The 22,731-nt window shown below is 67.7% G+C and carries 19 protein-coding genes and 1 pseudogene; 5 read left to right on the plus strand and 15 right to left on the minus strand.

Going from position 1 to position 22,731, the window contains the following annotated elements; genetic code table 11:
• Positions 1–8: 8 nt before the first annotated feature.
• From ACFC06_RS16320 to ACFC06_RS16330, 3 genes are read right to left on the minus strand one after another with little or no spacing between them, the layout of a single operon-like run.
• On the minus strand, positions 9–1,337 hold the full coding sequence (locus ACFC06_RS16320; RefSeq protein WP_375931269.1) for a hypothetical protein: 1,329 nt from the start codon (positions 1,335–1,337) through the stop codon (positions 9–11).
• A complete protein-coding gene (locus tag ACFC06_RS16325; protein WP_375931272.1) occupies positions 1,338–1,715 on the minus strand; it encodes a hypothetical protein in 378 nt (125 codons plus the stop codon).
• A gap of 14 nt (positions 1,716–1,729) precedes the next feature.
• The gene (locus ACFC06_RS16330; RefSeq protein WP_375931275.1) at positions 1,730–2,254 is read right to left on the minus strand and encodes a DUF3558 domain-containing protein; all 525 of its coding nucleotides are present in this window, start codon (positions 2,252–2,254) and stop codon (positions 1,730–1,732) included.
• An 88-nt stretch (positions 2,255–2,342) separates the two neighbouring features.
• Here ACFC06_RS16330 and ACFC06_RS16335 point away from each other — a divergent pair, with 88 nt between their 5' ends.
• The gene (locus tag ACFC06_RS16335) at positions 2,343–2,708 is read left to right on the plus strand and encodes a hypothetical protein (protein ID WP_375931278.1); all 366 of its coding nucleotides are present in this window, start codon (positions 2,343–2,345) and stop codon (positions 2,706–2,708) included.
• 106 nt (positions 2,709–2,814) lie between these two features.
• On the opposite strand, the gene ACFC06_RS16340 is transcribed toward ACFC06_RS16335, so the two are convergent.
• Positions 2,815–4,197, minus strand: a complete 1,383-nt coding sequence (locus ACFC06_RS16340) for an Abi family protein (RefSeq protein WP_375931281.1) — start codon at positions 4,195–4,197, stop codon at positions 2,815–2,817.
• Between the two features lie 182 nt (positions 4,198–4,379).
• A complete protein-coding gene (locus tag ACFC06_RS16345; protein ID WP_375931284.1) occupies positions 4,380–4,784 on the minus strand; it encodes a hypothetical protein in 405 nt (134 codons plus the stop codon).
• A gap of 315 nt (positions 4,785–5,099) precedes the next feature.
• Here ACFC06_RS16345 and ACFC06_RS16350 point away from each other — a divergent pair, with 315 nt between their 5' ends.
• From ACFC06_RS16350 to ACFC06_RS16365, 4 genes are read left to right on the plus strand one after another with little or no spacing between them, the layout of a single operon-like run.
• Positions 5,100–6,260, plus strand: coding sequence for an FAD-binding oxidoreductase (locus tag ACFC06_RS16350; protein ID WP_375931287.1), 1,161 nt, complete (start codon positions 5,100–5,102; stop codon positions 6,258–6,260).
• A gap of 14 nt (positions 6,261–6,274) precedes the next feature.
• Complete coding sequence (locus ACFC06_RS16355) at positions 6,275–7,030, plus strand: FAD-binding oxidoreductase (RefSeq protein WP_375931290.1); 756 nt, start codon at positions 6,275–6,277, stop codon at positions 7,028–7,030.
• 59 nt (positions 7,031–7,089) lie between these two features.
• Positions 7,090–7,659 carry a type IV toxin-antitoxin system AbiEi family antitoxin domain-containing protein gene (locus ACFC06_RS16360; protein WP_375931293.1) on the plus strand — a complete coding sequence of 190 codons (570 nt, stop codon included), beginning with the start codon at positions 7,090–7,092 and terminating at the stop codon, positions 7,657–7,659.
• A complete protein-coding gene (locus ACFC06_RS16365; protein ID WP_375931296.1) occupies positions 7,649–8,680 on the plus strand; it encodes a nucleotidyl transferase AbiEii/AbiGii toxin family protein in 1,032 nt (343 codons plus the stop codon). The genes ACFC06_RS16360 and ACFC06_RS16365 overlap by 11 nt, the downstream gene beginning before the upstream one ends.
• Here ACFC06_RS16365 and ACFC06_RS16370 read toward each other — a convergent pair.
• The 10 genes and pseudogenes from ACFC06_RS16370 to ACFC06_RS16415 form a co-directional block, all read right to left on the minus strand.
• Positions 8,677–9,255: a suppressor of fused domain protein gene (locus tag ACFC06_RS16370; RefSeq protein ID WP_375931299.1), complete on the minus strand. Its 579-nt coding sequence runs from the start codon at positions 9,253–9,255 to the stop codon at positions 8,677–8,679. The genes ACFC06_RS16365 and ACFC06_RS16370 overlap by 4 nt on opposite strands.
• A 68-nt stretch (positions 9,256–9,323) precedes the next feature.
• On the minus strand, positions 9,324–10,493 hold the full coding sequence (locus tag ACFC06_RS16375) for a globin domain-containing protein (RefSeq protein WP_278261865.1): 1,170 nt from the start codon (positions 10,491–10,493) through the stop codon (positions 9,324–9,326).
• Positions 10,494–11,107: 614 nt separating this feature from the next.
• Positions 11,108–11,509 (minus strand): heat shock protein transcriptional repressor HspR, encoded by a 402-nt coding sequence (locus ACFC06_RS16380; protein ID WP_375931303.1) that lies wholly within the window; start codon positions 11,507–11,509, stop codon positions 11,108–11,110.
• A complete protein-coding gene (gene dnaJ / locus ACFC06_RS16385) occupies positions 11,509–12,696 on the minus strand; it encodes a molecular chaperone DnaJ (protein ID WP_375931306.1) in 1,188 nt (395 codons plus the stop codon). Before dnaJ ends, ACFC06_RS16380 begins: the two co-directional genes overlap by 1 nt.
• A gap of 21 nt (positions 12,697–12,717) precedes the next feature.
• Complete coding sequence (grpE, locus tag ACFC06_RS16390) at positions 12,718–13,272, minus strand: nucleotide exchange factor GrpE (protein ID WP_375931309.1); 555 nt, start codon at positions 13,270–13,272, stop codon at positions 12,718–12,720.
• Entirely contained in the window at positions 13,269–15,131 is a 1,863-nt protein-coding gene (dnaK, locus tag ACFC06_RS16395) for a molecular chaperone DnaK (RefSeq protein WP_375931312.1), read from the minus strand. Before dnaK ends, grpE begins: the two co-directional genes overlap by 4 nt.
• Positions 15,132–15,592: 461 nt before the next feature.
• Positions 15,593–17,383, minus strand: a complete 1,791-nt coding sequence (locus tag ACFC06_RS16400) for a dynamin family protein (protein ID WP_375931315.1) — start codon at positions 17,381–17,383, stop codon at positions 15,593–15,595.
• Between the two features lie 23 nt (positions 17,384–17,406).
• Positions 17,407–20,499 (minus strand): beta strand repeat-containing protein, encoded by a 3,093-nt coding sequence (locus tag ACFC06_RS16405; protein WP_375935739.1) that lies wholly within the window; start codon positions 20,497–20,499, stop codon positions 17,407–17,409.
• 219 nt (positions 20,500–20,718) lie between these two features.
• Positions 20,719–20,856: pseudogene (locus ACFC06_RS16410) on the minus strand (IniB N-terminal domain-containing protein); the annotation flags it as partial.
• A 121-nt stretch (positions 20,857–20,977) separates the two neighbouring features.
• Entirely contained in the window at positions 20,978–22,510 is a 1,533-nt protein-coding gene (locus ACFC06_RS16415; protein WP_375931318.1) for a dynamin family protein, read from the minus strand.
• Positions 22,511–22,731: the final 221 nt, after the last annotated feature.

Genomic DNA, 22,731 nt, shown 5'->3' on the forward strand with positions numbered 1-22,731 from the left:
ATTCGCGACTAGTCTCCACCGATGACCGGCGGGACCATCTTGGGCAGGTTGTCCAGACCGGTGAGTTCGTCACCGTGTTCCTGAGTGATGAGGTAGTCGGGGATCGCCTTGCTCGACTCGTCGTCCTGGCCGCCGCCGCGCGCGCCGGGGCTCATCCCACCGGGCATGCCGGAACGGCCCGCGGCGCCGGAGCCCGCGGCACCCGCCCTGGTGGCCGCGCCCGTAGTGCCCGCGTTCGGCGAACCGGGGACCGCGCCGCCGGGCGTCCCCGCGCCCGGGGTGCCGCCGCCGGGCGACCCGCCGCCGGGAGTGCCTGCGCCACTGGGGCTTCCGGAGGGAAGGCCGCTGCCGGGAGTGGTCGGGGTGGAGGCGGGGGTGGTGCCCGCGGGCACGGTGGACTGCGGGGTGGTGGAGTCGGGGGTGGTCGAATCCTGGGTGGTGGGATCGTCGGTCGACGGGTCGTCGGTGGACGGATCGTCGGTGGTGTCGCCGGGGTCCGTGGACGGAGTGGAGGCCGCGGGGGTGGTCGGCGTCGACGGCTGGCCGGAATTCGGATTCGACGAATTCGGGTTGCCGGTACCGGGATTCGGGGAACCGCCCGGGATCTCGGGAGTGCCACCGGGGTCGACGGTCTTCGGGATCGGGATGACCGGGACCTTCTCGTCGGACTCATGGATGACCGGGGCATAGACGGTCTGCAACACACGCACGGCTTCCACCCGTGCATTCTCCTGTGCCACATCGTCATTGCGCCACGCGCGTCCCTGGAACAGGCCCAGCGCGTTGTCCACGCCGCTGCGGTGCTCGGGGGCGAACGGCACCAGCCGCTTGGTCGGCTCGAGACCGGTGCGCAGTTCGTCGAGCTTGTTGCTGGTGAGCGCGGCGGCGGTGGTGACCTTCTTGCCGGTGATGTCGTAGGCGGCCACGGTCTGCGCCGCCGCCGTCGCCGCGGCACCCGACCAGACGTCTGGCGACATGCCACGCGCGATCTGCTTGCGGAACTCGTCGAGGGAGGTGCTGTTGCGGGTGGAGATCTCGTTCCACGCGCTGATCAGATCGCTGACAGCGGTGATATCGATCTTGTCGACCTTGGCGCGCAGCTCGGCGACGGTGCCCTCGAACGGGTCGGTCTTGGTGACCACGGCCGGGCGGTAGTCGCCGTCGAAACCGAGGTCGCCCGCGCGCTGGCGGGTGCGGTCGCGCTGGTCGTTGTACTGGTCCTGGATGTCGGCGATATCGGAGGAGCCGAGTTCGCTGTCGTCGCCGCTGAACGGGGACATGACGAAATTGCGCAGGCCGCCGAAGAGGTCGAGGCCGCTCATGTTCGGGTAGGACATTCAGTTCACCTGCTCGGTGACGTAGTCGAGGGCGTTGGCGTTTTCGATGTCTTTGCCGGCTACGCGTTTGAAGGAGATGGAGAAGACCTCGCGAAGCTGCTGCACGGCTTCGATGTCCTTCAGCACGACGGCGTCGATCGAGTTGTCCTCGCCGGTCGCCTGTGCGAGGAACTTCGATTCGAGTTGCTTGCCCATCTGGAAATCGCCGAAGCCGCTGACGTTCTGCACTCGCCGCGTGATGCCGAGAATCTCGCGGAGGTCCGAAAGGCGTTCGTCGCAGGCCTTGAACATGTGGTAGGCCGCAGCTTCGTCGTTCAGGTAGATCTCCCCGGCCTTGGCCTGGTCGAGCAACGAGCTGTAGACGGTGCGATCACTCATGAACCCTCCCCTGGTCAGTTCGGAAGTATCGGAACGAGAACTTCGCCGACGCGCTCCAGGTACACGCACGGATCGTCCAGGCCGGACTCGAGTGGCGAGTTCAGGATCTCGAGCTGGACGATGCCCTGCTCGGCGGGGAAGACGACATCGCAGCCGAGGTCCTTCGATGCTCCCTGCACCTTGAACTGGCGACCCGCGCGACCCGCGATGGTCACATCCTGAAAGTCGACGTTGCCCGGCTTCTGCTCGAATTCCTCGACGGACTTGTTCGTCGTATACACCGTGAGCGAGTATTCGGGCGCGTCCCAAGCGCAGATCTCCCACCCCGACTGCGCATGCCCACCGACCCCGGATTCCTCGGTCGACGGATCAACCCCCGCCTCCGTCAACACCGCATCCGAGATCTCCGTACACGGATCCCACAGCACCGGCTTCGCCGTCGTCGTAGCCCCCTGCGACGACGGCTCCCCAGAGTCACATCCCGCGACTCCGAGGACAACCACACCGGCCGTCACCAACGCCATACCTGCGCGTTTCATCCCCGCCCCTTCTCGCCGGTTACTGCTCTGACCAGGCACATTAGCACGAAGACCCGGCGCGCACGGTGGCCGCGTAAGTTGATCGACTATGAGCGATCTCCGACTTTCGGCGCCCTTCGACGGGCGTGATTCCGAAGGCAAACCGGTGGTGAACCGGCCGCCCGTCGACCCCCAGATCCGTGATCGAGTACTGGCCTATCTCGAGCACGCGCCGGTGGTCTTGAGCGCGCGCAGCTACAGCGCCGACGATTTCGCCCCCGCCGAGCGGGATGTGCCGATGAATTTCCAGACCGACGGGGTGTTCGTCTGGCCCGGCGCGGTCCCGCACTACCTGCGAAAGTACGGTCTGCCGCCGGAGCCGGCGCTCGTCCAGCACATCGTCGCGCGCGGGTTCACCCTCGGCGAGGTAGCCGAGGCCGACCGGCAGCGCGCCGTCACCACCGTCACCGGCTGACCAGCTCCGGCGGCAACGGAAAGCCTCGCAGGATCGTCGGCACGCCACACCTGCGAGGCGGACCCTACCGGGTGTGTCCGCCTCGCGTGCGGACGCTACCTACGGATCACTCCGGGAGATCACCGACCCGAACCGGAGAACCGGGATGCCCTGCGACGACGATGGCCGCATCGAGTAGACGAGTCCGCTCCGGCTCCGCCTCCAGCATCATCATCGGCACATCACCGCCCACGCCGCGGTTGGCCGTGGACCACCATCGAGCCGCGTCCCACGGATGCTGACTGACCGCCAACGCTCGGTTGATACGTTGCGCGACGGGATGTATGCACCGCTGAACCACATCCAGCTGAAAGCACGGATACCGATACGACCGACCGACGAGGAGACCGAGCAGTTGATCCCGCGAACGTAGGTAGCGAACCGCGCTCGCCCGGCGCTCCGCAACAGTCCGGAGGTCGATCAGATGCCCGACTTCTGATGTGCTCGAACACTCGAATTTCCGCAGGATGTCGCGGTGTTCCTCGGGAACGGGGTCCGCGCGCGGGACATACCCCGGGGACCAGATGAGCTCGTTCGCCCAGCCTGCCGGACACCCCATGGATGTATCCGGTAGCCCCAGCTTTCCGAAAGCATCGGTCAGCAGATCGACTGCTCGATGTCGCCAAGTAGCGGCAGCATCGAGCTGGGTGGTGAGAAAGGCGAGCACAGCCAACGAAGAGTAGACGCGCGACTTGGGATGTTGGCCGGACGCGTGCGCGAGCTCGGGGACACCTTCCAACCGACCGAACTGTTCGACGATGTTCCTGTTCCACAACCGGCCATGATGAGCACACACGTTTCGGACGTACTTCAAGCCGGCGATCCAGCTGCCGAGCGCGGCACCGTCACCATCACACTCGGCATCGAACACTCCGAACATCTCGGCGATCGCGTTTTTCTGCCGTGGCTTCAACCCGTTCATCAGAACCACCAGGTTGCCGAATGTCATCAACTCGGTGATGACCCAAATAGGCAGCGGCATACCATATTTGGTCTTGAAGTGGACGACGAAGTCTTCTTTCGACCGGTCCTCCTCGTACCTGACGTTCTGGAGCCACTTCGCATGCTCGCTGGCCAGCCAATGCGCCCTGCTCGCAACCGGCTGCCGTTCATCGAGATGCGTGAACGATGGCTCGAGAGCAGCCGGGTCCAGGTGGGCGAACGCTCCCACCGCGCCGAGTGAGTATCCCAACCGCATTCGGAGCGCGACTTCGACCCGCTCGATGCCGTCCAGAACGAGAAGCCGTAGCTTTCGATCGAATTCGTAGAGTGCGACGACCTGATCGAGTGTGGTCCCGGGAAAGAACTGTTCACTGCGCCTGGAACTGCAGCCACAGGACGCCTCGCACTCCGCAGCGTGCTCACGGAAGATGTACCAGTATCCGCTCAGGCGGTAGTAGCCGATCGCGAGCAATTGCGCCGACGCAGCGGATTCGTCACCCGTGTCCATACCGCGGTCTCGTAAGAGCTGGACCTGCTCACGCAGCGTCTTGTACGGCTTGTCGTAGCTGGTGACGCGAGGTTGCGCGTTGATGACTCACCCCCTGCTAATATGGACTCACATGGCCGGTCGTCCACTCCCGCACCAGGGAGGGGCGGCCGGTTCTCTCGTTTCGATGCGGTTCGACTACGTCACAGCTCTCCGCGCAGTTCGCGCAGACTCTTACCAGAGGGGATGTGCGTCCAGTAGTGCCAACCGTCGATCTCGGTGCCGACCAGGTCCTTGAGCGCCCGGGACGGCGCCGCGTAGACCCCGTGTTCGGTACTGATCCCGCCGCCTTCGGTGACCACACCGGTGAACACCTGCCCCTTCCTGACCCGTTCGTGGCGGAGGCGGTCACCGACTTCGATCAGGCCCGCCGCGATCAGCGGCGACAACCGACCGGCCCCCAATGCATAGGACTTCATCGACCCAGGACGGGGCATTCGATCCAAGAGCAAGCGGCGCAGAACGTCGTTGGGTTGTTCGAACCCCTCACGAAGGTCCACAAGAGCGCTGTACACCTCGTCGTCGATGTGGATCTCATGCATCTTCATCACTGAACCTCCAGCGACGAACATATCACTTTCACTTCAAGTCTTCCAGATTATTGAAGTGAAAGTGGTTCTCGCGTTCAGGCACGAAGACCCAGGGGTACCCGATCTCAGCGCATGACAAGCGGGGACTTTCCGGGACTCGCGAGCGCAGTTGCTGGGGATCCGCGACCCGGATCGATAAGATCCGTCCGGCTCGTGGGGCGGCGTGATGAGCATCCCTGCACCCAACCAGCGGTTTCGGGGGATACTGGAACCGGTGTCCGCCGTCGGGCGGGGCCACATCGCAGCAATTCCAGGGAAAGGGAGCTTGACGACGTGGATGCGCGTTCGCTTGCGCTGGTCCGCGCCGATTTCCGCGGGGTGTCGGAGGCACCGGGCGGTCCCGAGCGGCTGATCAGCGCGTTCTACGGTCACCTGTTCGCACAGGACCCGAGGTTGCGGGAGCTGTTCCCGCCCGCGATGGACATGCAACCCAAGCGGCTCGTGACGGCGCTGCAGTTCGTCCTCGACAATCTCGAGGACTTCGATCGCGCGCAGAAATTCCTCGAGCAACTGGCTCGCGACCACCGCAAATACGGGGTCGAGGCCGACCACTACGACATGGCGGGTCGCGCGCTGCTCGGCGCGCTGCGCACCTACCACGGCAATCGCTGGACCCGCGAGCTGCACGAGGGCTGGAGCGACATCACCATCCTCGTCTCGGCCTCGATGGCGATCGGCGCGAACGAGGACAAGTCGCAGCCGTACTGGGACGCGACGGTCGTGGGGCATCGCCGGGTCCTCGACGACCTGGCGATCGTGCGACTCCAGGCCGACGGACCGATTCCGTTCAAGGCGGGCCAGTACGTGCCGGTCGCCATTCCGCAGCGGCCCAATATGTGGCGCTACTACTCCCCCGCCATCCCGGCCAACCCGTATGGCGAGGTCGAGTTCCATGTGCGGCGGATCAGCGGCGGCTGGGTGAGCCCGGCGATCGTCAACGACACCAAGGTCGGGGACCGGTGGAAGATCGCCGGACCGCTCGGTGGCCTGCACGTGGACCGGGAATCCGGTCGCGACGTGCTGCTCATCGGCTCGGGCACCGGCATCGCGCCGCTGCGCGCGCAGCTGATCGAGATGAGTCAGCGCGGGATCAATCCGCGGGTGCACTTCTTCGTCGGCGGGCGGTACCCGGGCGACCTGTACGACGTGAACAACATGTGGCAGCTCTCCCAGTCGAACCCGTGGCTGACGGTGGTGCCGGTGTGCGAGGAGAACACCAATCCCTGGTGGTATCCGCAGGATTCGGCCGAACCGCCGGTCGGCATGCATCGGCGGCTGATCGGTAATCTGGGTGCGGTGGTGACCAGCTTCGGCAACTGGGCCGACCGGCAGATCCAGATCGCCGGGTCGCCGCAGATGATCGCCGACACCCGCCGGGCGCTCATCCGGGCGGGCACGCCCAGCCAGATCATCGCCGCCGATCCCGTCGGCTGAGTCAAGGAGCGCCCGTGAGCGAGTTTCCCGATCCCGCGTGGACGGCGACCGTCGTCGGCCATCATCGCCTGCGCAACGACCTGGCGGTGATCCGGCTGATCGGTGATTTCGTGCCGTTCGCGGCGGGCGGGTCGGTCGAGGTGGAGGTTCCGCAGCATCCCGGGGTGCGGCGGCGCTACTCCCCCGCGCTGCCGCCCTCGCTGGACGGGAAACTGGAATTCCATGTGCGCACGGTGCCCGGCGGGTGGTGCTCGGATTCGATCGTGAGCGACACCAAACCCGGTGATCAGTGGCGAATCCACGCGCCGTACGGGGTTTTCCGGATCGATCCCGAAGCGGCCGAGGTCGTCATGATCGCCGGTGGCACGGGATTGGCGCCGATGCGCGCGCAGATTCTCGATCTGGCCCGGCGTGAAACCCCGCCCCGGACTTATCTCTTCTACGGCGGCCGCTCGCCCCGCGATCTCTACGCCTCGGACATGCTGTTCCTGCTGGCCGGTGAATTGCCTTGGCTGACAGTCATTCCCGTGGTGGAAAGTGCCGACGATCCCGCAATTCGCGACGAATGGCACGAGCAGACGCGCTCCGATATCGGGTTCGCTCCCGAAGAGATGCTCTACGGCACCCTCGCCGATGTCGCCGCCACGCACGGGCCCTTCGCCCAGCAGCAGGTGCTGGTGTGTGGGTCGCCCGCGATGGTGCGCACCACGGTCGACCGGTTGCTCGAATCGGGGACACCACCAGAGAACATCCGCTCGGAAGGCGCCTGATCCCGCGATCCAGCGCAAGCCGTTCGTCAATAGTATAACTATTGCGTTATACTATTGCCATGAGCCCCAGGGAGCTGGCGCGCGACCAGCTGTGGGAAGTTGCCACTACACAGCACGGATTCGTCACAGCACGCCAGGCCACAGATCTGGAGATCGACAAGTACGCACTGCAGATGCTTGTTCACCGCGGCACTCTGATGCGTGTCGCACACGGCGTCTACCGCTTCCCCCGATACCCAGTAGGTGAGTACGACCAGCTCATGCTCGCCGTACTCTGGACGCGCGCGCCCGAGGCGTGCCTGAGTCACGAAACCGCGTTGGACCTGTACGGCATCAGCGATGTCAACCCTCACCAGATCCACGTCACCATCGGCAAACACCGTCGACTACGCCGAGCCGACGGTGATGACTACATGATCCACACCGAGGACCTCGACCCGTCCCAGATCGGATGGGCGCACGAAATCCCGACGGTCACACCGAGAACCGCGATCCAGCAGTGCATCGTCGGGGGCACGCAAACCTATCTACTGCGGCAGGCGATCGAGCGTGGACACGCGCAGGGCCGCGTAACGACCGACGAACGCGAAGACTTGACCAATGCATTGGAGGCACGCGATGCCCGATGAGCCCGTCGGCTCACGTCTGACGGCGATGCTGAGTACGTTGCCGCCGAAAACCAAAGCACCGATGACGACCACGGTGCTCAACAATTGGATCACCCAAGCCGAAGGGAAACTCGGGACCGAAGCCAAAGCTGGGCGGCTCGGCTGGCTCGTCGCGTCATCTGTAGCCATCGCCGCGGTCCAGCGCGCACTTGATATCGACGGACGGAAGTTGTTCCTGCTCAAGGGTGGAACGCTGCTTCAGCATCGACTCGATGCGACGGCACGCGCTACCAAAGATGTCGACGGAATTGTCCGTGGTGATCTCGACGAGTTCTTCCTCGCGCTGGAATCAGCGCTCACCGAGCCATGGGGACCGCTCACGCTACGGCGGGGCGAAATCGCAGTCGTCGGAGTCCCCACCAAGCTGACCAAGCCGCGTCGGTTCGACATCATCCTGGAAATTCGTGGTGCGACCTGGCGCCGTATCCAGTTCGAAGTCTCGCCGGACGAAGCAGGCATCGGAGACGAGTTCGAAGCGATCGAAGCACTTCCATTGAGCGGTTTCGGCCTACCAGATCCAGACAGCCTCGTCGGCATCGCCATGCGGTTCCAGATCGCACAGAAGCTCCACGCGGTCTCCGACTTGCACGAACCACCGAACGCAGTCAACGACCGCCCGCGCGACGTCGTCGACCTGCTCCTCATCCGAGACCTCGTAGCCGCTACGGGCAGTCCCACCCTCCCGGAAATCCGAGCAGCCGCGATTGCAGTCTTCGACGCCCGTGCTCGGGAGGCGCGCAATCTCGGACTTCGGCCGCGTTCTTGGCCGCCGACAGTGGCAAGCTATCCGCACTGGCCCAACGACTACGCCAAAGCTGCAGCCTCCGGAGCACTGGCGCTTTCCCTCGACGACGCTGTTGCTGAGGTGAATACATGGATCACCGCGATCGACCTGAGCCGGTCATCCGCGACCACGGCGAGTCCCTTTCGTCTGACGGGCTCGCCGGATCCCGGCAATCCGCCCACCGCTCATGGGGCCTAGCGCGGGCTGAAGAGGTCGACCTCGTTCATGAGTTCGGTGAGGAAGAAGCCGGACGGCATGGTTCGGGCCCTCGCGGTTTCGGTGTCGGTAAGGGGGACGATGTTCAGGATTCGGACCGTGGTGCCGTCGGCCTCGAAGATGTCCTGGGCGTCGGGGAACAGGGGGCCCGCGAACATTACCGTGCGGCAGTCGGGGAAGCCGGGGAAGTCGTCCTCCAGGGTCATCATGTGACCCCAGCCGAGCTGCTGGTCGGTGATCCAGGGGTAGGCGGCGAGATTCGCCAGCAGTTGGGCGACGGCCGATTCCCACTCCGGTGTCGGTTGCCCCCGCCAGGAGAATCGCAGTTCGGCGCGGCCACCGGCGCCCGGGCCCGGGGTCGCGGGCATCTCACCGGCGGCCATGCCGACCGTGGCGAAGGTGGTCACCGGGATGCGTGGGGTCGGGCGGTACACGAGCACGTCGATGTGGCCGATCGGACCTGGCCCGTCCTCGAAGACGAACCCCTCGTCCTCGGGTCCGTACAGGTGCTGCACATCGCGAAAGACCGCCCGCAACAACGGAGAAGCACCCACCATGAACCCTTCCGACTCCCACCCGGCGTAGCCAGCGCTAGGGGAAGGAACTATATGCCACCCCGGTCGGCTCAGAACAACGGGTCGTGGCGGATCGAGTCGGCTTGGGTGCCTGCGGCCATGAGGCGGAACTTGGTGGTTTGGACCATGGAGGGGGAGCCGACTATCTGGACGTCTCGGTCGGACCAGGGGCCGTAGGAGGCGACCACCTTGCCGATCTGGCCGGTCATGCGGGGTTCGAGGCCGGGGAGGTCGGTGGTTGGTTCGCCGGAATCGAAGTACCACCAGGGGTTTTCGTCGCTTTCGGTGACGGGGGTGACCGAGAGCCATTTGTTGGCGACGGCGAGCTGGCTCAGGACCTGTAGGTCGTAGAGGTCGCAGGGGTGGTGGCCGCCGACGAAGAGGTGGACCTTCGGGTTGACCCGGCGCTGGGCCATCGACATGATCTGCGCGCGCAGGGGGGCGATGCCGGTGCCGCAGCCGACCATGAGCATCTTGCGTTTGGTGTTGCGGGGGACGCCGAGGCCGCCGAGTGGGGAGCCGAGCTGCCACTGGTCGCCGACGCTGGTGTGCGCGACCATCGCGGGGCTCACCCAGCCGCCGAGCACGCTGCGCACGTGGAACTCGATCTCGCCGTTGGCATTGGCGGGGTTGGCCGGGGACAGGTAGCGCCACATCCGGGGGCGCGCCGGGATCTGGACGCTGAGGTACTGGCCCGCCGCGTATTCCATCGGCTGGTCGAGCTGCACCCGGATGATCGACAGATTGCGCAGCACCTCGCGGCATTCGACCACCGAGGCGGTCCACACCGCGGGGGTGGCCTCCTTCTCAGCGGCGCTGATCATGGCGCCGCTGATCATGGCCAGGCCCTCGTCCCAGGCGGTGGCGACCTCGTCGGTCCACATCTCGGTTCCGGCGAACTGGCGCATGGCCGACTTCAGCGAATTGGCCACCGCGACATAGTGCGCGGGTTGCACACCGTATTTGCGATGGTCGCGGCCGAGCTGGGCCAGGAACGGCAGCAGCTTGTCCGGCTCTTCCAGCCGGTCGAGCGCGTAGCCGATCGCGGTGACCAGACGGTCGCGCTGGGCGTCCATGGCAGCCGGGAAGTAGTCACGGATCGGGGGGTAGTCCGTGAACAGGATCGAGTAGAACGACCTCGACAGCCGTTCGGACCCACCGTCTTCCGCAGCAACCGCCTTGAACGTGGTACGGATCAAAGCGACAGTCCGCGAATCCATATGTGTCACAACCTCGTTTCGCCATCGAACGCAGTCCGCGCCGGCGAGTGACGGGCTGGGAGGACACTCGTCAGCAGCCGATGCGAGAAGTCTAGGCGAGGTTTGCCAGCTTCGGAATCGTACTCTTAAACATCACGCGTGTAATTCTAAAAATACCAGGCAGGATGCGGCAGTATCCCTCAAAAACAGACCCTATGACGGTAAAACGGCCATCAACATGACCTCACGCTTCCGCGATCTTCCTGGCATTTCCGGCATACGCGACCCAATGTGCCTGGTAGAGCGACCTTTCCGCTACGACCACCGAGCGGACGAGTGCGACGCGCCGTGCCATGACACGCGGGCGATGCACACTGGAGCGTCTTGCCTGCACTGTCGAAATACCCTTCCGTCAGCCCGAATTCAGCGTCCCGCCAGCAAACATTTACCGCTGCCCGGCGATAAACCCGCACCTCACAGGGCTGGACCGGACCTATCGGACAACAAGATCAGGAATAAAGAGGTTGCTGAATAATCACCAGCCGATCGCCGATGATTGACCGGCGACGAACGAACCCCCGGTCCGCATCCACCGCAATGGATATCGAACCGGGGGTTCGTCGTATCGAGCGACCTCAGCGCCGGTGGCGCGGCTGCCACACCACCAGCGCGGTACTGCGCTGGGGTGGGGTCAGGTCGGGCCGGTATCCGGCCCGCAACCGCTCCAGCTCCGCACTCATCTCCTCGACGCGCTGCTGCAGCGCCTCGACCTGGTTGGTGAGCTCGATGATGCGTTTGATGCCCGCGAGGTTGACGCCCTCGTCCTGCGACAACCGCTGCACTTCGCGCAGCAGTTCCACGTCGCGAGCCGAGTACCGGCGTCCGCCACCCGAAGTGCGTTGGGGCGTGACCAGACCCAGCCGGTCGTAGGTGCGCAACGTCTGCGCGTGCATACCCGCCAGCTGGGCCGCCACCGAGATCATGAAGAACTCGGCACGCGAGCCACCACCCGACGCTGACTTCGGACTATCGGACATCAAGCACCCGCCCATCCCGCACGCGGATCGAAGCCACTGGCCTTCTCGGCCTCCTGATAGCGCTTGAGCGCATCGGTGGCGTCGGAGTCCAGCGCCTGCGGAACCGCGACCTTCACCGTGACCAGCAGGTCACCGGCGCCGCCCGCCGCGCCGCGCTTGGGCACACCACGACCGCGTACCCGCAGGATACGCCCGTCGGCGGTGCCCGGCGGCACCTTCACGCCGACCCGGCCGTCCAGCGTGGGCACGGAAACAGTTGTCCCCAGCACCAATTCGCTGTAGCTCACCGGGAGCACCAGGGTGAGGTCGTCGCCCTGGCGGCCGAAGACCTTGTCCTGGCTGACGTGCACCGTCACATACAGGTCGCCCGAGGGCGCCCCGCGCAGGCCCGCCTCACCCTGACCGGCGAGCCGGATCTTCTGCCCATCGCTGACGCCCGGCGGAATCCGGACGGTGATGGTGCGGGTGCGGTTCTGGATACCGGTGCCCGAGCAGTCGGTGCACGGGTCGTCGATGATCGACCCGGTGCCGCGGCAGTCGTCGCAGGGCTCGCTGAAACCGAACGCGCCCTGATTACGGCTGACGACACCGGCCCCGTTGCAGTTCGGGCACACCCGCGGGCTGGTGCCCGGCTTGGCGCCGGACCCGTGGCAGGTGGTGCACGGCGACGGGCTGGTCATCCGCAGCGGCACGGTGACACCCTGGGCCGCCTCGCGGAAGCCCAGCGTGGTCTCGGTCTCCACATCGGCGCCGCGACGCGGGCGGCTCGCACCGCGCGCGCCGCCACCCCGGTTGAACAGCCCGCCCAGCAGATCGCCGAGCCCGCCGTCACCGGCAGCGCCCGCGCCGCCGGCCTGACCGAAGATGTCACCGATGTTGAAGTCCTGCGAGAAGCCGCCGCCCGCGCCGGGATTGAACCCGCCGTAGGCGCGGCCGCCGCCCCCGCCGCCCGCGAACAGGCGGCGGGTCTCGTCGTACTCCTTGCGCTTGGCCGGATCCGAGAGCACCGCGTTGGCTTCGCTGACGGCCTTGAACTTCTCCTCGGCCTTGGTGTCACCCGGATTGGAATCCGGATGCAGGTCGCGGGCCAGCTTGCGGTAGGCCTTCTTGATCTCGTCCTGCGAGGCGCCGGCGGAGACACCCAGCTCCTTGTAGAAGTCCTTCTCGATCCACTCCCGTTGGCTCACCGGGCATCTCCTCCTCTCGCCTTATTCGTTGTCGGCGCCGGCATCCGGATCCGATGCCTCGGCGACCTCGGCATCGGTTACCCCGACCAGCGCGTGCCGAAGCACTCGCTCGCCGAACCGATAGCCCTTGCGCATGACCAGGCCGATCACCGGATCGGCACCCGAACCCTCGTGCTGCACGGCCTCGTGCAGCGTGGGGTCGAACGGCTCGCCCACCGCGCCGAACTCGACGAGACCCTGCTTGGTGAGCGCGGTCTCGAGCTTGTCGGCGACGGACTTGAGCGGGCCCGCCTCCAGGTCGCCGTGCGCCCTGGCCCGGTCCAGATCGTCGAGCACGCCGAGCAGTTCGCTCACCACCGCGGCCTTGGCCGCGTCGATGTTGGCCTGCCGGTCACGCTCGACGCGGCGGCGGTAGTTCGCGTATTCCGCGGTCAACCGCTGCAGGTCGGCCGTGCGCTCGGCCAGCTCGTCGCTGACCGGCGCCTCGGTCTCGGCGTCGAGCACCTCCGCCTCGGGGGCTTCGGCGTCCTCGACGATGTCCTCGATCAACTCCTGCTCGGAGTTGGCCTCGGTCACTTCTTGTCAGCCGGGTCGTCGACGACCTCGGCATCGACGACCTGGTCGTCGTCGGCCGGGCCCGCGCCGTTGCCTGCGGCTCCGGTCTGCGCGTCCTGGGCGGCCTGCGACTCGTAGATCGCCTGGCCGACCTTCTGCGACTCGGTGGCCAGCTTCTCCACCGCGGTCTTGATGGCCGCGATGTCGGTGCCCTCGAGCGCCTTCTTGGCCTCGGCGACCGCGTTCTCGGCATCGGCCAGCAGCTCGGCCGACACCTGCGCGCCGCCCTCGCTCGCCTTCTGCTCGGTGATGAACTTCTCGGTCTGGTGCACCAGCGACTCGGCCTGGTTGCGGGTCTCGGCCTCTTCGCGGCGGGTCTTGTCCTCGGCGGCGTGCGCCTCGGCGTCCTTGACCATCCGGTCGATCTCTTCCTTGGACAGGCCGGAGCCGTCCTGGATCTTGATCTTGTTCTCCTTGCCGGTGCCCTTGTCCTTCGCGGTGACGTGCACGATGCCGTTGGCGTCGATGTCGAAGGTGACCTCGATCTGCGGCACGCCGCGCGGGGCCGGGGGCAGGCCGGTCAGCTCGAAGGAGCCGAGCAGCTTGTTGTGCGAGGCGATCTCGCGCTCACCCTGGAAGACCTGGATCTGCACCGACGGCTGGTTGTCGTCGGCGGTGGTGAAGGTCTCCGACCGCTTGGTGGGGATGGTGGTGTTGCGCTCGATGAGCTTGGTCATCACGCCACCCTTGGTCTCGATACCCAGCGACAGCGGGGTGACATCGAGCAGCAGGACGTCCTTGACCTCACCCTTGAGCACACCGGCCTGCAGGGCGGCGCCCACGGCGACGACCTCGTCCGGGTTCACGCCCTTGTTCGGCTCACGGCCGCCGGTCAGTTCCTTGACCAGCTCGGAGACGGCGGGCATACGGGTGGAGCCACCGACGAGCACGACGTGGTCGATGTCGGCCACGTTGATGCCGGCGTCCTTGATGACGGACTGGAACGGCGCGCGGGTGCGATCCAGCAGATCGGAGGTGATCTTCTGGAACTCCGAGCGGGTGAGCTGCTCGTCGAGGAACAGCGGGTTCTTGTCCGCGTCGACGGTGATGTAGGGCAGGTTGATCGAGGTGCTCTGGCTGGAGCTCAGCTCGATCTTCGCCTTCTCGGCCGCCTCGCGCAGACGCTGCAGGGCCATCTTGTCCTTGGTCAGGTCGATGCCCGAGCTGGCCTTGAACTTGTCGACGAGCCAGGTGACGACGCGCTCGTCCCAGTCGTCGCCGCCGAGGTGGTTGTCACCGGAGGTCGCGCGGACCTCGACGACGCCCTCACCGATCTCCAGCAGCGAGACGTCGAAGGTGCCGCCACCGAGGTCGAAGACCAGGATGGTCTGCTCTTTGTCACCCTTGTCCAGGCCGTACGCGAGCGCGGCCGCGGTGGGCTCGTTGACGATGCGCAGCACGTTGAGGCCGGCGATCTGGCCGGCTTCCTTGGTGGCCTGACGCTGGGCGTCCTCGAAGTAGGCGGGGACGGTGATGACCGCGTCGGTGATCTCCTCACCGAGGTAGGCCTCGGCGTCGCGCTTGAGCTTCATCAGCGTGCGCGCGGAGATCTCCTGCGGCGTGTACTTCTTGTCGTCGATCTCCACCGACCAGTCGGTGCCGATGTGGCGCTTGACCGAGCGGATCGTGCGGTCGACGTTGGTGACCGCCTGGTTCTTCGCGGGCTGACCCACGAGAACCTCGCCGTTCTTGGCGAAGGCGACGATCGAGGGGGTGGTGCGCGAACCCTCGGAGTTCGCGACGACGACCGGCTCACCGCCTTCCAGCACGGCGACGACAGAGTTCGTGGTCCCGAGGTCGATTCCGACCGCACGAGCCATAGTGATTTCCTCCTGTTTGGACGTTCTAGGGCAATAGTCTCGAGCAACGCTGAGCGCAGTGGGCTCAATCCTGCCTCCGGAGTCCTCCCGGAGTCAACCCAGACTTGAGTCAGTTGCGCTCAACCTTGTTGATCAGGACAACCAGCAGCTGCGGCGATGTATTCCCGAACCCTAGCCATTCTTGCGCGGCCTGGACTCAACCGCGGCGGGCGATGCGCGATCGTGACGCAACCTGTCAGCGGATGAGACCGAGCGGTCGCCCCGAATTTTGGGGGCACTCGTGGAGGGGTGCCGCACCGGGGTGAACCGCTATTTTCAACAGCATGCGTGCATCTATGGGCAAGGTTCAGTGGCGACGCGGGCTCGGTGGGGTCGCCGCCTGCTTCATCTGAAGTCTTCCGGATTTGGGCGGGCCTGATGCGCGGTGTCGCGAGAGGGAGCAGGCCCGCCCACTCGACGCCTCAGGGCGCCGGCTCCAGGCTCGCCGGCGCGCCGGACTGTTCGGTGTAGCGGCGCAGTGCGGCGACGGCGGTCAGCTGGCGTTCCAGGGTGGCGATGCGATGCGCGCGGTGCGAGACCTGGGCGTTCGCGGCTTCCTGTGCGGCGGTGAGGGATTCGTCGATCGACCGCAGGCTGCGTTCGGCGATGCCCGCGTAGTGGTCGCGCAGGGACCGGTGGATGCGGTGCATGCGGTCCTTGGAATCCTTGCCCGCCTGGAACGCGACGTCATCGAGGAAGCGGCGCACGGCGTTCTTGGCCTCGCCGCGGCGGCGGGCCATGCGCGCCTGCTTGTCGTCGCGGTAGGCCTTGCCGCCGACCAGCACGCCCGCGCCGAGCGAGATCGGGTTCAGCATCGCCAGTCCGGCGAAAGTCGTTGCCAGACCGACCATCAGGACGCCGCCGTAGGAACCGCGCATGCCGACGAGGACCTTGGAGACCACACCGATATCGGGTTCGAGTTCGCCGAGGGTCGCCGTGCCGCCGACCGTTCCGGAATGGTCCAGTGCGGCGGGGAGTTCGACGGCACCGAGTTCCTGGAAGTGTTCGGCGACCCGTTCGGCCAGCGCCTCGGCGCGGGTGTGCGCGAAGAGCAGGTTCTCACCGAGCGCGGTATCGACTGTGCCGGTGAGCCATTCGGCGATGGCGTTCCAGTGCCTGCCGGGGTCGTGCTCGTCGATCCACTCCTCGCCGGTGCGGCTGATGGTGCGCAGGCGTTCGCGCAGGTCGTGATCGACATCGCCGGCGAGGTCGGTGATGCCGTCGGCGAGGGTCTGCTGCCAGGTGGCGGTGCGGCGATGCAGTTGCTGGGCGGCGGCTTTCGCGGCATGCAGTTCGGCGACCGCGGCGGCGGCCTGCTGCGGATCGCGCAGGGCGACCAGTTCGCTGCCGACGGTGAGCGCGAGATGTTCGGCAGCCGAGGACATCTCCTTCATCACCCCCGCCCGCGCGGTGGCCTCGTCGCGGGAGACCACCTGCTCGCGCAGGAACTGGAAGAGTTCGCCGAAGCCGGATTCCGCGCCGAGCTGGGCGTCCTGCAGGCGTAGGGCGTGGGCGCGCAGCAGGGACGAGACCGGCAGGAGCGGGACGGTCAGGTCGGCGGCGGCCAGGTGGGCGCGGTCGGCGGCGAAGACCTGACGCCAATGCGGATAGAGATCGGACTTCGTCATCAAGACCGCTGTCGCCGGGCACAATTCGCGCGCCTGGCGCAGGAAGGTGAGTTCCGGGGCGGTGAGTTCGGTCGAAGCGTCGGTGAGGAAGAGAACGGCATCGGCGGCGGGGAGCATTTCCAGGACACCCAGGGTGGTGCCGGTGCCGCCGATGCCGGGGGTGTCGACGAGGACGATGCCGTCGGCGAGCAAGGGGTTGGGCAGGTGCACATCGATGCGGATGATCTGCCTGCCAGCGGCGAGTGGGGTGCGGGAGTCGATCGTGGCCAGGTCGTCGAGGGGGAACTCGACGCGATCCTCCGAACCGGTTGCCGCGAGGACCAATTCGGCCTTCGGCTGGTCGGCGTGGGCCAGCTGGATCGGGATGGTGGTGGTGAGCTCGTCACCCACCGGGCACACATCCTGATTCAGCAGGGCGTTCACGAAGCGGCTCTTGCCCTGGTCACGCTGGCCCGCGACGATGATCCGCCTGCGCGGGTCGCGCATCCTGGCCGCGGCTGTCTCCAGCCGGGCGACCAGGTCGTCGCGACCCGCGGCGCGGGCGGCCGCCACGGTGTCGTCGAGCACCGCGAGCACCGTGTCCATCGCTTTCCCCGTCGCTGATCAGCTCAGTGGAACAGGCCGGCGGTGTCGAGCTGCTGCTCGCTCGCGACGGTGGACTCCCCGAGCAGACCCGTGTCACCGGTGAGCGGCGACTCGTGCAGACCGGGGCCGAAGGCGCTGTCGGGATCGATGTTCGACCAGGTGGTGCCGAGGCCCGAGGCGACGCCGACGGTGGATTCGGTCGTGGTCACAGCGGTGCCGGTGAGGTCGCCGCCGAAGGCTCCGGACAGGTCGGGGTCGGACCAGACGCCGGTCGAGGAGGCCGCTTCGGTGGTGCCGGTCAGCGAGGCGTCCACGCCGGTGGCTGCCGATCCGGCGGTTTCCACCGCGCCGGTGAAGGAGCCGCCGGTGGTGAGGCTTGTGCCCACGGCACCTTCCACGCCGGAGCCGATCGCGCCACCGGCCGCGGCAGTGCTGCCGACCGCGCCGCCCAGAGCGCCGTCGACACCTGTTCCGAACGAACCACCCGTAGTGAAGCCGGTACCCACAGCACCATCCACACCGGAGCCGATCGCGCCACTGGCCGTGGCGGTCGTGCCGCTCAGGGCGCCATCTGCGCCGGTCACGAACGAGCCACCCGTCGTGAGACCAGTCGCCACGGCACCTTCCACACCGGAACCGATCGCGCCGGTCAGGGCGCCTTCCGCGCCGGTAGCGAACGCGCCGCCGGTCGCGAGGCCCGTGCTCGAGGCGCCGTCGAGGCCGGAGGTGATGGAGCCACCAGTGGCGAGGCCGGAGTTTGCGGCGCCGGTGAAGGAGGACTGGAGGGCGGAGCTGACGGTGGACGCGCCGACCAGGGAGCTGTCGAGGGCCGCGCTGGAGTCGAATGCACCGTTGAGGGCGGCGGTGGTATCGGCCGTGCCGGACAGGGTGGTGTCGAGAGCCGAATTGAACTGGCCGTTCAAGGCCGCGCCGGTCCCGGCTGCTCCGGACAAGGTGGAATCGAAGGCCGAACCGAGCTGGCCGTTCAAGGCTGCACCCGTACCGGTCGCTCCGGACAGGGTGGTGTCGAAGGCCGAACCGAGCTGGCCGTTCAAGGCCGCGCCGGTACCGGCTGCTCCGGACAGGGCGGAATCGAAGGCCGAACCGAGCTGGCCGTTGAGGGCGGTGCTGGATTCGACCGCGCCTGTCAGGGCAGTGGAGACGGATGCCGCGCTGGAGAAGGCTGTGCCCAAGGAGGTTTCGAGGCCGGTCGTCGCCGTGGAGTCGAAGGCGGCGCCCAGGGTGGCCTCGGTGCCGGTGGTGAGGGCTGCGCCGGTGGTGAGGCCGGTGGCGATCTGAGCGCCGAGGTCGGCTCCGGCGGAACCGGTGCCGACGAGGTCGACTCCCGCGCCTGCGAGACTGCCGAGCCCGAGCTGGGTGGTCGCGGTAGCCGCGCCGGTCAGCGAAGATGCCGCAGCGGCACCAACATTCGCGGCCGCCGATGCGCCCGCACCGACCTGTCCGGCGAGACCGCCCGCCCCGGTCAGCGACGTTTCGAGCCCGGCGCCCACGGCGGATTCAACCGAAGTCCCCAGCCCGACACCGGCTTCCACGAACCCGGAAGTCGCGGCATCGACACTCGCCCCAACTCCAGCCGCCGTACCGAGCGCACCCGACACACCGGCACCGAGATCCGCCGCCGCACCCGCCGCACCCGACACACCAGCACCGAGCCCGGCACCCACTCCGGCCGCAGCATCGACCGTACCGGTCAGCGATGTCTCCAATCCCGCAGCACCGTCGAGCGCACCCCCGAGCCCCGCCGCACCACCGACTACACCGGAGATACCTGCACCGAGATCCGTTGCACCAGAAAGGGAACCGTTGACAGCGGCACCGAGATCCGCAGCACCAGTGAGCGAACCAGCCAGGTCGGCACCGAGAGCCGAGGCGCCGGCGAGGTTCGACGACAGGGCGCCATCGAGGTTCGCGCCGAGGTCCGTTCCCAGGTCGAGACCTGCGGTTACGCCGGTGGCCACGTCAGCACCGAGATCGGCACCCGCACCGAGACCCGCGTTCAGGCCCGCACCGAGATCCGTTGCGCCAGCGAGGGAACCGCTCAGGGCGGTCTCGACATCCGCCGCACCAGCGGCCAGATCCCCGCCCAGGCCGAGGCCCGCGCCCACGCCACCGGTCAGATCGGCGCCGAGATCGATGCCCGCGCCGAGACCAGCGTCCAGTCCTGTGGCGATGTCAGCGCCCAAGTCGGTACCGAGGTCGAGATTCGCGCCGAGGTCGGCGGCGAGGTCGGTGCCCAGGTCTGCGCCTGCACCTACCCCGGTGGCCACGTCGGCGGCGAGCCCAGCGCCTACACCAGCGGCCAGACTCCCGCCCAGGCCGAGGCCCGCGTCTACGCCGGTGGTCAGGTCGGTACCGAGGCCCGGGGCGCCGGTGAGGGTTGACGACAGTGTGGTGTCGAGGCTCGTGCCGAGGTCGGCGGCAAGATCAGTGCCCAGATCCAGGCCCGCTCCTACTCCCACAGCCAGATCGGCGCCGAGCCCGGCGCCTACGCCTGCGGCCAGGTCCCCGCCCAGGCCGAGACCCGCGTCCACGCCAGCGCCTACACCTGCCGCCAGGTCCCCGCCCAGGCCGAGACCCGCGTCCACGCCAGCGCCCACACCTGCCGCCAAGTCGGCGCCCAGGCCGAGGCCCGCGTCCAAGCCGAGACCCGCATCCACGCCAGCGCCCACACCTGCCGCCAAGTCCGCACCCAAGCCGAGGCCCGCGTCCACGCCAGCGCCCAGATCCCCGCCCAAGCCGAGACCCGCATCCACGCCAGCGCCTACACCTGCCGCCAAGTCGGCGCCCAGGCCCAGGCCGGCGCCGGTGCTCATGCCGAGACCGGCACCGACACCTGCGGCCAGATCGGCACCGACACCTGCGGCCAGATCGGCACCTGCGGCCAGGTCGGCACCGATGCCTGCGGCCAGGTCGGTGCCGAGGTCGAGGGCTGCGTTGACGCCGGCGGACAAGTCGGCGCCTACGCCTGTCGCGAGGTCGATGCCTGCGTCTATGCCGGTGTTCAGGCCGGCACCGATTCCGGCGCCGATGCCTGCACCGATTCCGGCGCCGATGCCTGCGGCGAGGTCGAGGGCTGTGTCGAGACCGGCGGACAAGTCGGCGCCCAGGCCGAGGTTTGTGTCGATGCCTGCGCCCAGGTCGAGGTCGGCGACGGTGGACAGGTCGGCGGTGAGGTCGAGGGCGGCTTCGGATTCGAGGCCGAGGTCGGTGGTGGTGGCTACGGTGACGGTGGTGGCCGCGGTGGTGGCGCCTGCGGCGATGATGGGCTGGAGGGGGGTGGTGTCGAGGTGGTGGGACTGGCAGATGGTGGGGGCCAGGGCCGCGATTTCGGCGGGGGTGACAGGCAGGTCGGCGTCGCAGAGAACCTGGACGGGGGCCTTGCAATAGTTTGCTGCGGCCTCGGGGTCGCGCAACAGGTTCAGGATGAACTCGAGGATCGCGGTGGGGGTCATTCGGGGTCAGCTCCTCCAGATCGGGGCTAATGCGCCGGATCCGTACTCGTCCGTCGGGGATGCTTGTCACGCGTGGCCATGCGAGTGTTCGAAAAGCTTGTCCCGATCCGCGACGGTTTCGTTACGCGGGAGGCGATAACTGGCTGAGTGCTCCCTCGGCGCTGCGCACCGCGGTCAGGCAGGCGGCGGCCGTGGCCTGGTCGATCAGGGGGTGGCGGGACCGGGTGCGCCACCGGCGCGCGGCCTCGGCGGCGTGGGCGCGCAGGGTGGCCGGATCGGTGTCGGCGGGCAGGCCCAGGCGCACGTGCGCGGCGACGCCTGCACCGCCGATCAAGCGGAACAGTTCGGCGAGATCGTCGGCGGGCAGCGGCAATTCGTCGGTGCGCAGGCGGCCGAGCAGCCGGAGTTCGGCGAAGCCGTGCACATCGGCGAGCAGGGTGCGCACGCGCGGGAGCAGGTGGTCGGCGCGGCCGGGGTGGGCGGTGAGGACGCGGTCGAGGGTGGTCAGGGCGGAGTGGGCCTTGAGTTGTTCGGCGCGCTGGCCGAACTGCACGTCCAGGACCGTGCGCAGTTCGTCGATGCCGCTGCGGGCGGCGAGTTCGGCGGCCAGGGCGGCGGCGTCGCGGATGCCGGTGCGGACCAGTTCGGTGGCCATGCGCACGCCGAACATGCCGAAGCGGTCCAGCAATTGGGCGCGCATCGGGGCCGGCACCGGCAGGTCGGCGTCGGGGTGGGCGAAGCGGTCGGCCGAGAGGAGAGCGAGTTCGAGGGTGTCGGCGGGGAGGGCGGTCAGGGCCGTGAAGGCGAGGAATTCGGGTTGGGTCAGGGTGGCGGCAGCGAAGGCGAGCAGCCCGGCGACGGGGATGACCGCCTGGCACAGGCCGGTGCGCTCGAGTTCGGTGGCGAAGCGGGCCGCCACCTGACGCGCGGAATGCAGCGCGTCGATGCGGCCCGCGCTGATCTCGTCGGCACGCGAGACCACCCCGACCACGCCGAGCGGACCGGCGGGTCCACCGGAACCGACCTGCTCGAGGAAGTGCAGGTCGGCGGCGTCGAGGCGGCGCAGCAGGTAGACGACGGCATCGGCGCCGGGCACCGAGACAGCGCCCGCGTCGAGGTCGGCGGGGGTGAGCAGGCGCAGGGTGCGCTCGGAGACCTCGCGCGAGAGCGAGGAGGTGCCGGGGGTGTCGATGATGGTGGTGCGCGCGAGGGCGGGGGTGGGCCAGCGCACTTCCAGGTGGTCGACGGCGTGCGGGCCCGCGGGGTGCCAGCGCAGGTCGTCGAGTTCGAAGGTGAGGCCGTGCGCGCCCGCGCCGCGCCGCAGGGCGACATTGGCGGCGGCGCCGTCGCGGGCGAACGCGGTGACCGTCGGCGTGGCACCGGTGCGGTACCAGGTGACCACGCGGGTGCATTCGGTCGCGTCGGTCGGGGCGATGCTCTGGCCGACGAGCGCGTTGAGCAGGGTCGACTTGCCCGCCTTGATCGACCCGGCCAGCGCCACCCGCAGCGGCTGACGCAACCGCTCGTCGCACTCGCGCAGCAGCGCCTGGGCGGCCGGATCACCGCCGAGTTCCCGCGCGGCGCTCGCCACCAGCTGCTGGGCCTCGGCAAGGCTGCCGGAGCCGACCGGATGAGCGTGCGCGGGGTAGTTCACGCGGACACCCTACCGACGCGACCCCGCGGATCGATGCCCCGCGCCGAACCTGCCTGGACGGGTGATCATCACGCGCCGACGGCGGACACCGCGGCCCGGGAGGGAGGTGATCAACCGTCCAACAGCGCCGGGATGGTTAGCGGAGGTTAGGGGATCCTGAGCGGAGGCGTAACAGCTTTCGGGCAGCAACCGACTATCGGGATAGTTCGCTCGATGGTGTC

It is taken from the genome of Nocardia sp. NPDC056064 (genome assembly GCF_042266925.1).
GTDB lineage: Bacteria > Actinomycetota > Actinomycetes > Mycobacteriales > Mycobacteriaceae > Nocardia.

What these genes read in the sequence shown, in the direction of transcription:
- ACFC06_RS16360 (WP_375931293.1), top strand. Translation starts at nt 7,090, where the DNA reads ATGAGCCCCAGGGAGCTGGCGCGCGACCAGCTGTGGGAAGTTGCCACT.
- ACFC06_RS16365 (WP_375931296.1), top strand. Translation starts at nt 7,649, where the DNA reads ATGCCCGATGAGCCCGTCGGCTCACGTCTGACGGCGATGCTGAGTACG.
- ACFC06_RS16335 (WP_375931278.1), top strand. Translation starts at nt 2,343, where the DNA reads ATGAGCGATCTCCGACTTTCGGCGCCCTTCGACGGGCGTGATTCCGAA.
- ACFC06_RS16320 (WP_375931269.1), bottom strand. Translation starts at nt 1,337, where the DNA reads ATGTCCTACCCGAACATGAGCGGCCTCGACCTCTTCGGCGGCCTGCGC.
- ACFC06_RS16380 (WP_375931303.1), bottom strand. Translation starts at nt 11,509, where the DNA reads ATGTCCGATAGTCCGAAGTCAGCGTCGGGTGGTGGCTCGCGTGCCGAG.
- ACFC06_RS16400 (WP_375931315.1), bottom strand. Translation starts at nt 17,383, where the DNA reads ATGGACACGGTGCTCGCGGTGCTCGACGACACCGTGGCGGCCGCCCGC.
- ACFC06_RS16375 (WP_278261865.1), bottom strand. Translation starts at nt 10,493, where the DNA reads ATGGATTCGCGGACTGTCGCTTTGATCCGTACCACGTTCAAGGCGGTT.
- ACFC06_RS16370 (WP_375931299.1), bottom strand. Translation starts at nt 9,255, where the DNA reads ATGGTGGGTGCTTCTCCGTTGTTGCGGGCGGTCTTTCGCGATGTGCAG.
- ACFC06_RS16330 (WP_375931275.1), bottom strand. Translation starts at nt 2,254, where the DNA reads ATGAAACGCGCAGGTATGGCGTTGGTGACGGCCGGTGTGGTTGTCCTC.
- ACFC06_RS16325 (WP_375931272.1), bottom strand. Translation starts at nt 1,715, where the DNA reads ATGAGTGATCGCACCGTCTACAGCTCGTTGCTCGACCAGGCCAAGGCC.
- ACFC06_RS16345 (WP_375931284.1), bottom strand. Translation starts at nt 4,784, where the DNA reads ATGAAGATGCATGAGATCCACATCGACGACGAGGTGTACAGCGCTCTT.
- ACFC06_RS16340 (WP_375931281.1), bottom strand. Translation starts at nt 4,197, where the DNA reads ATGGACACGGGTGACGAATCCGCTGCGTCGGCGCAATTGCTCGCGATC.
- dnaK (WP_375931312.1), bottom strand. Translation starts at nt 15,131, where the DNA reads ATGGCTCGTGCGGTCGGAATCGACCTCGGGACCACGAACTCTGTCGTC.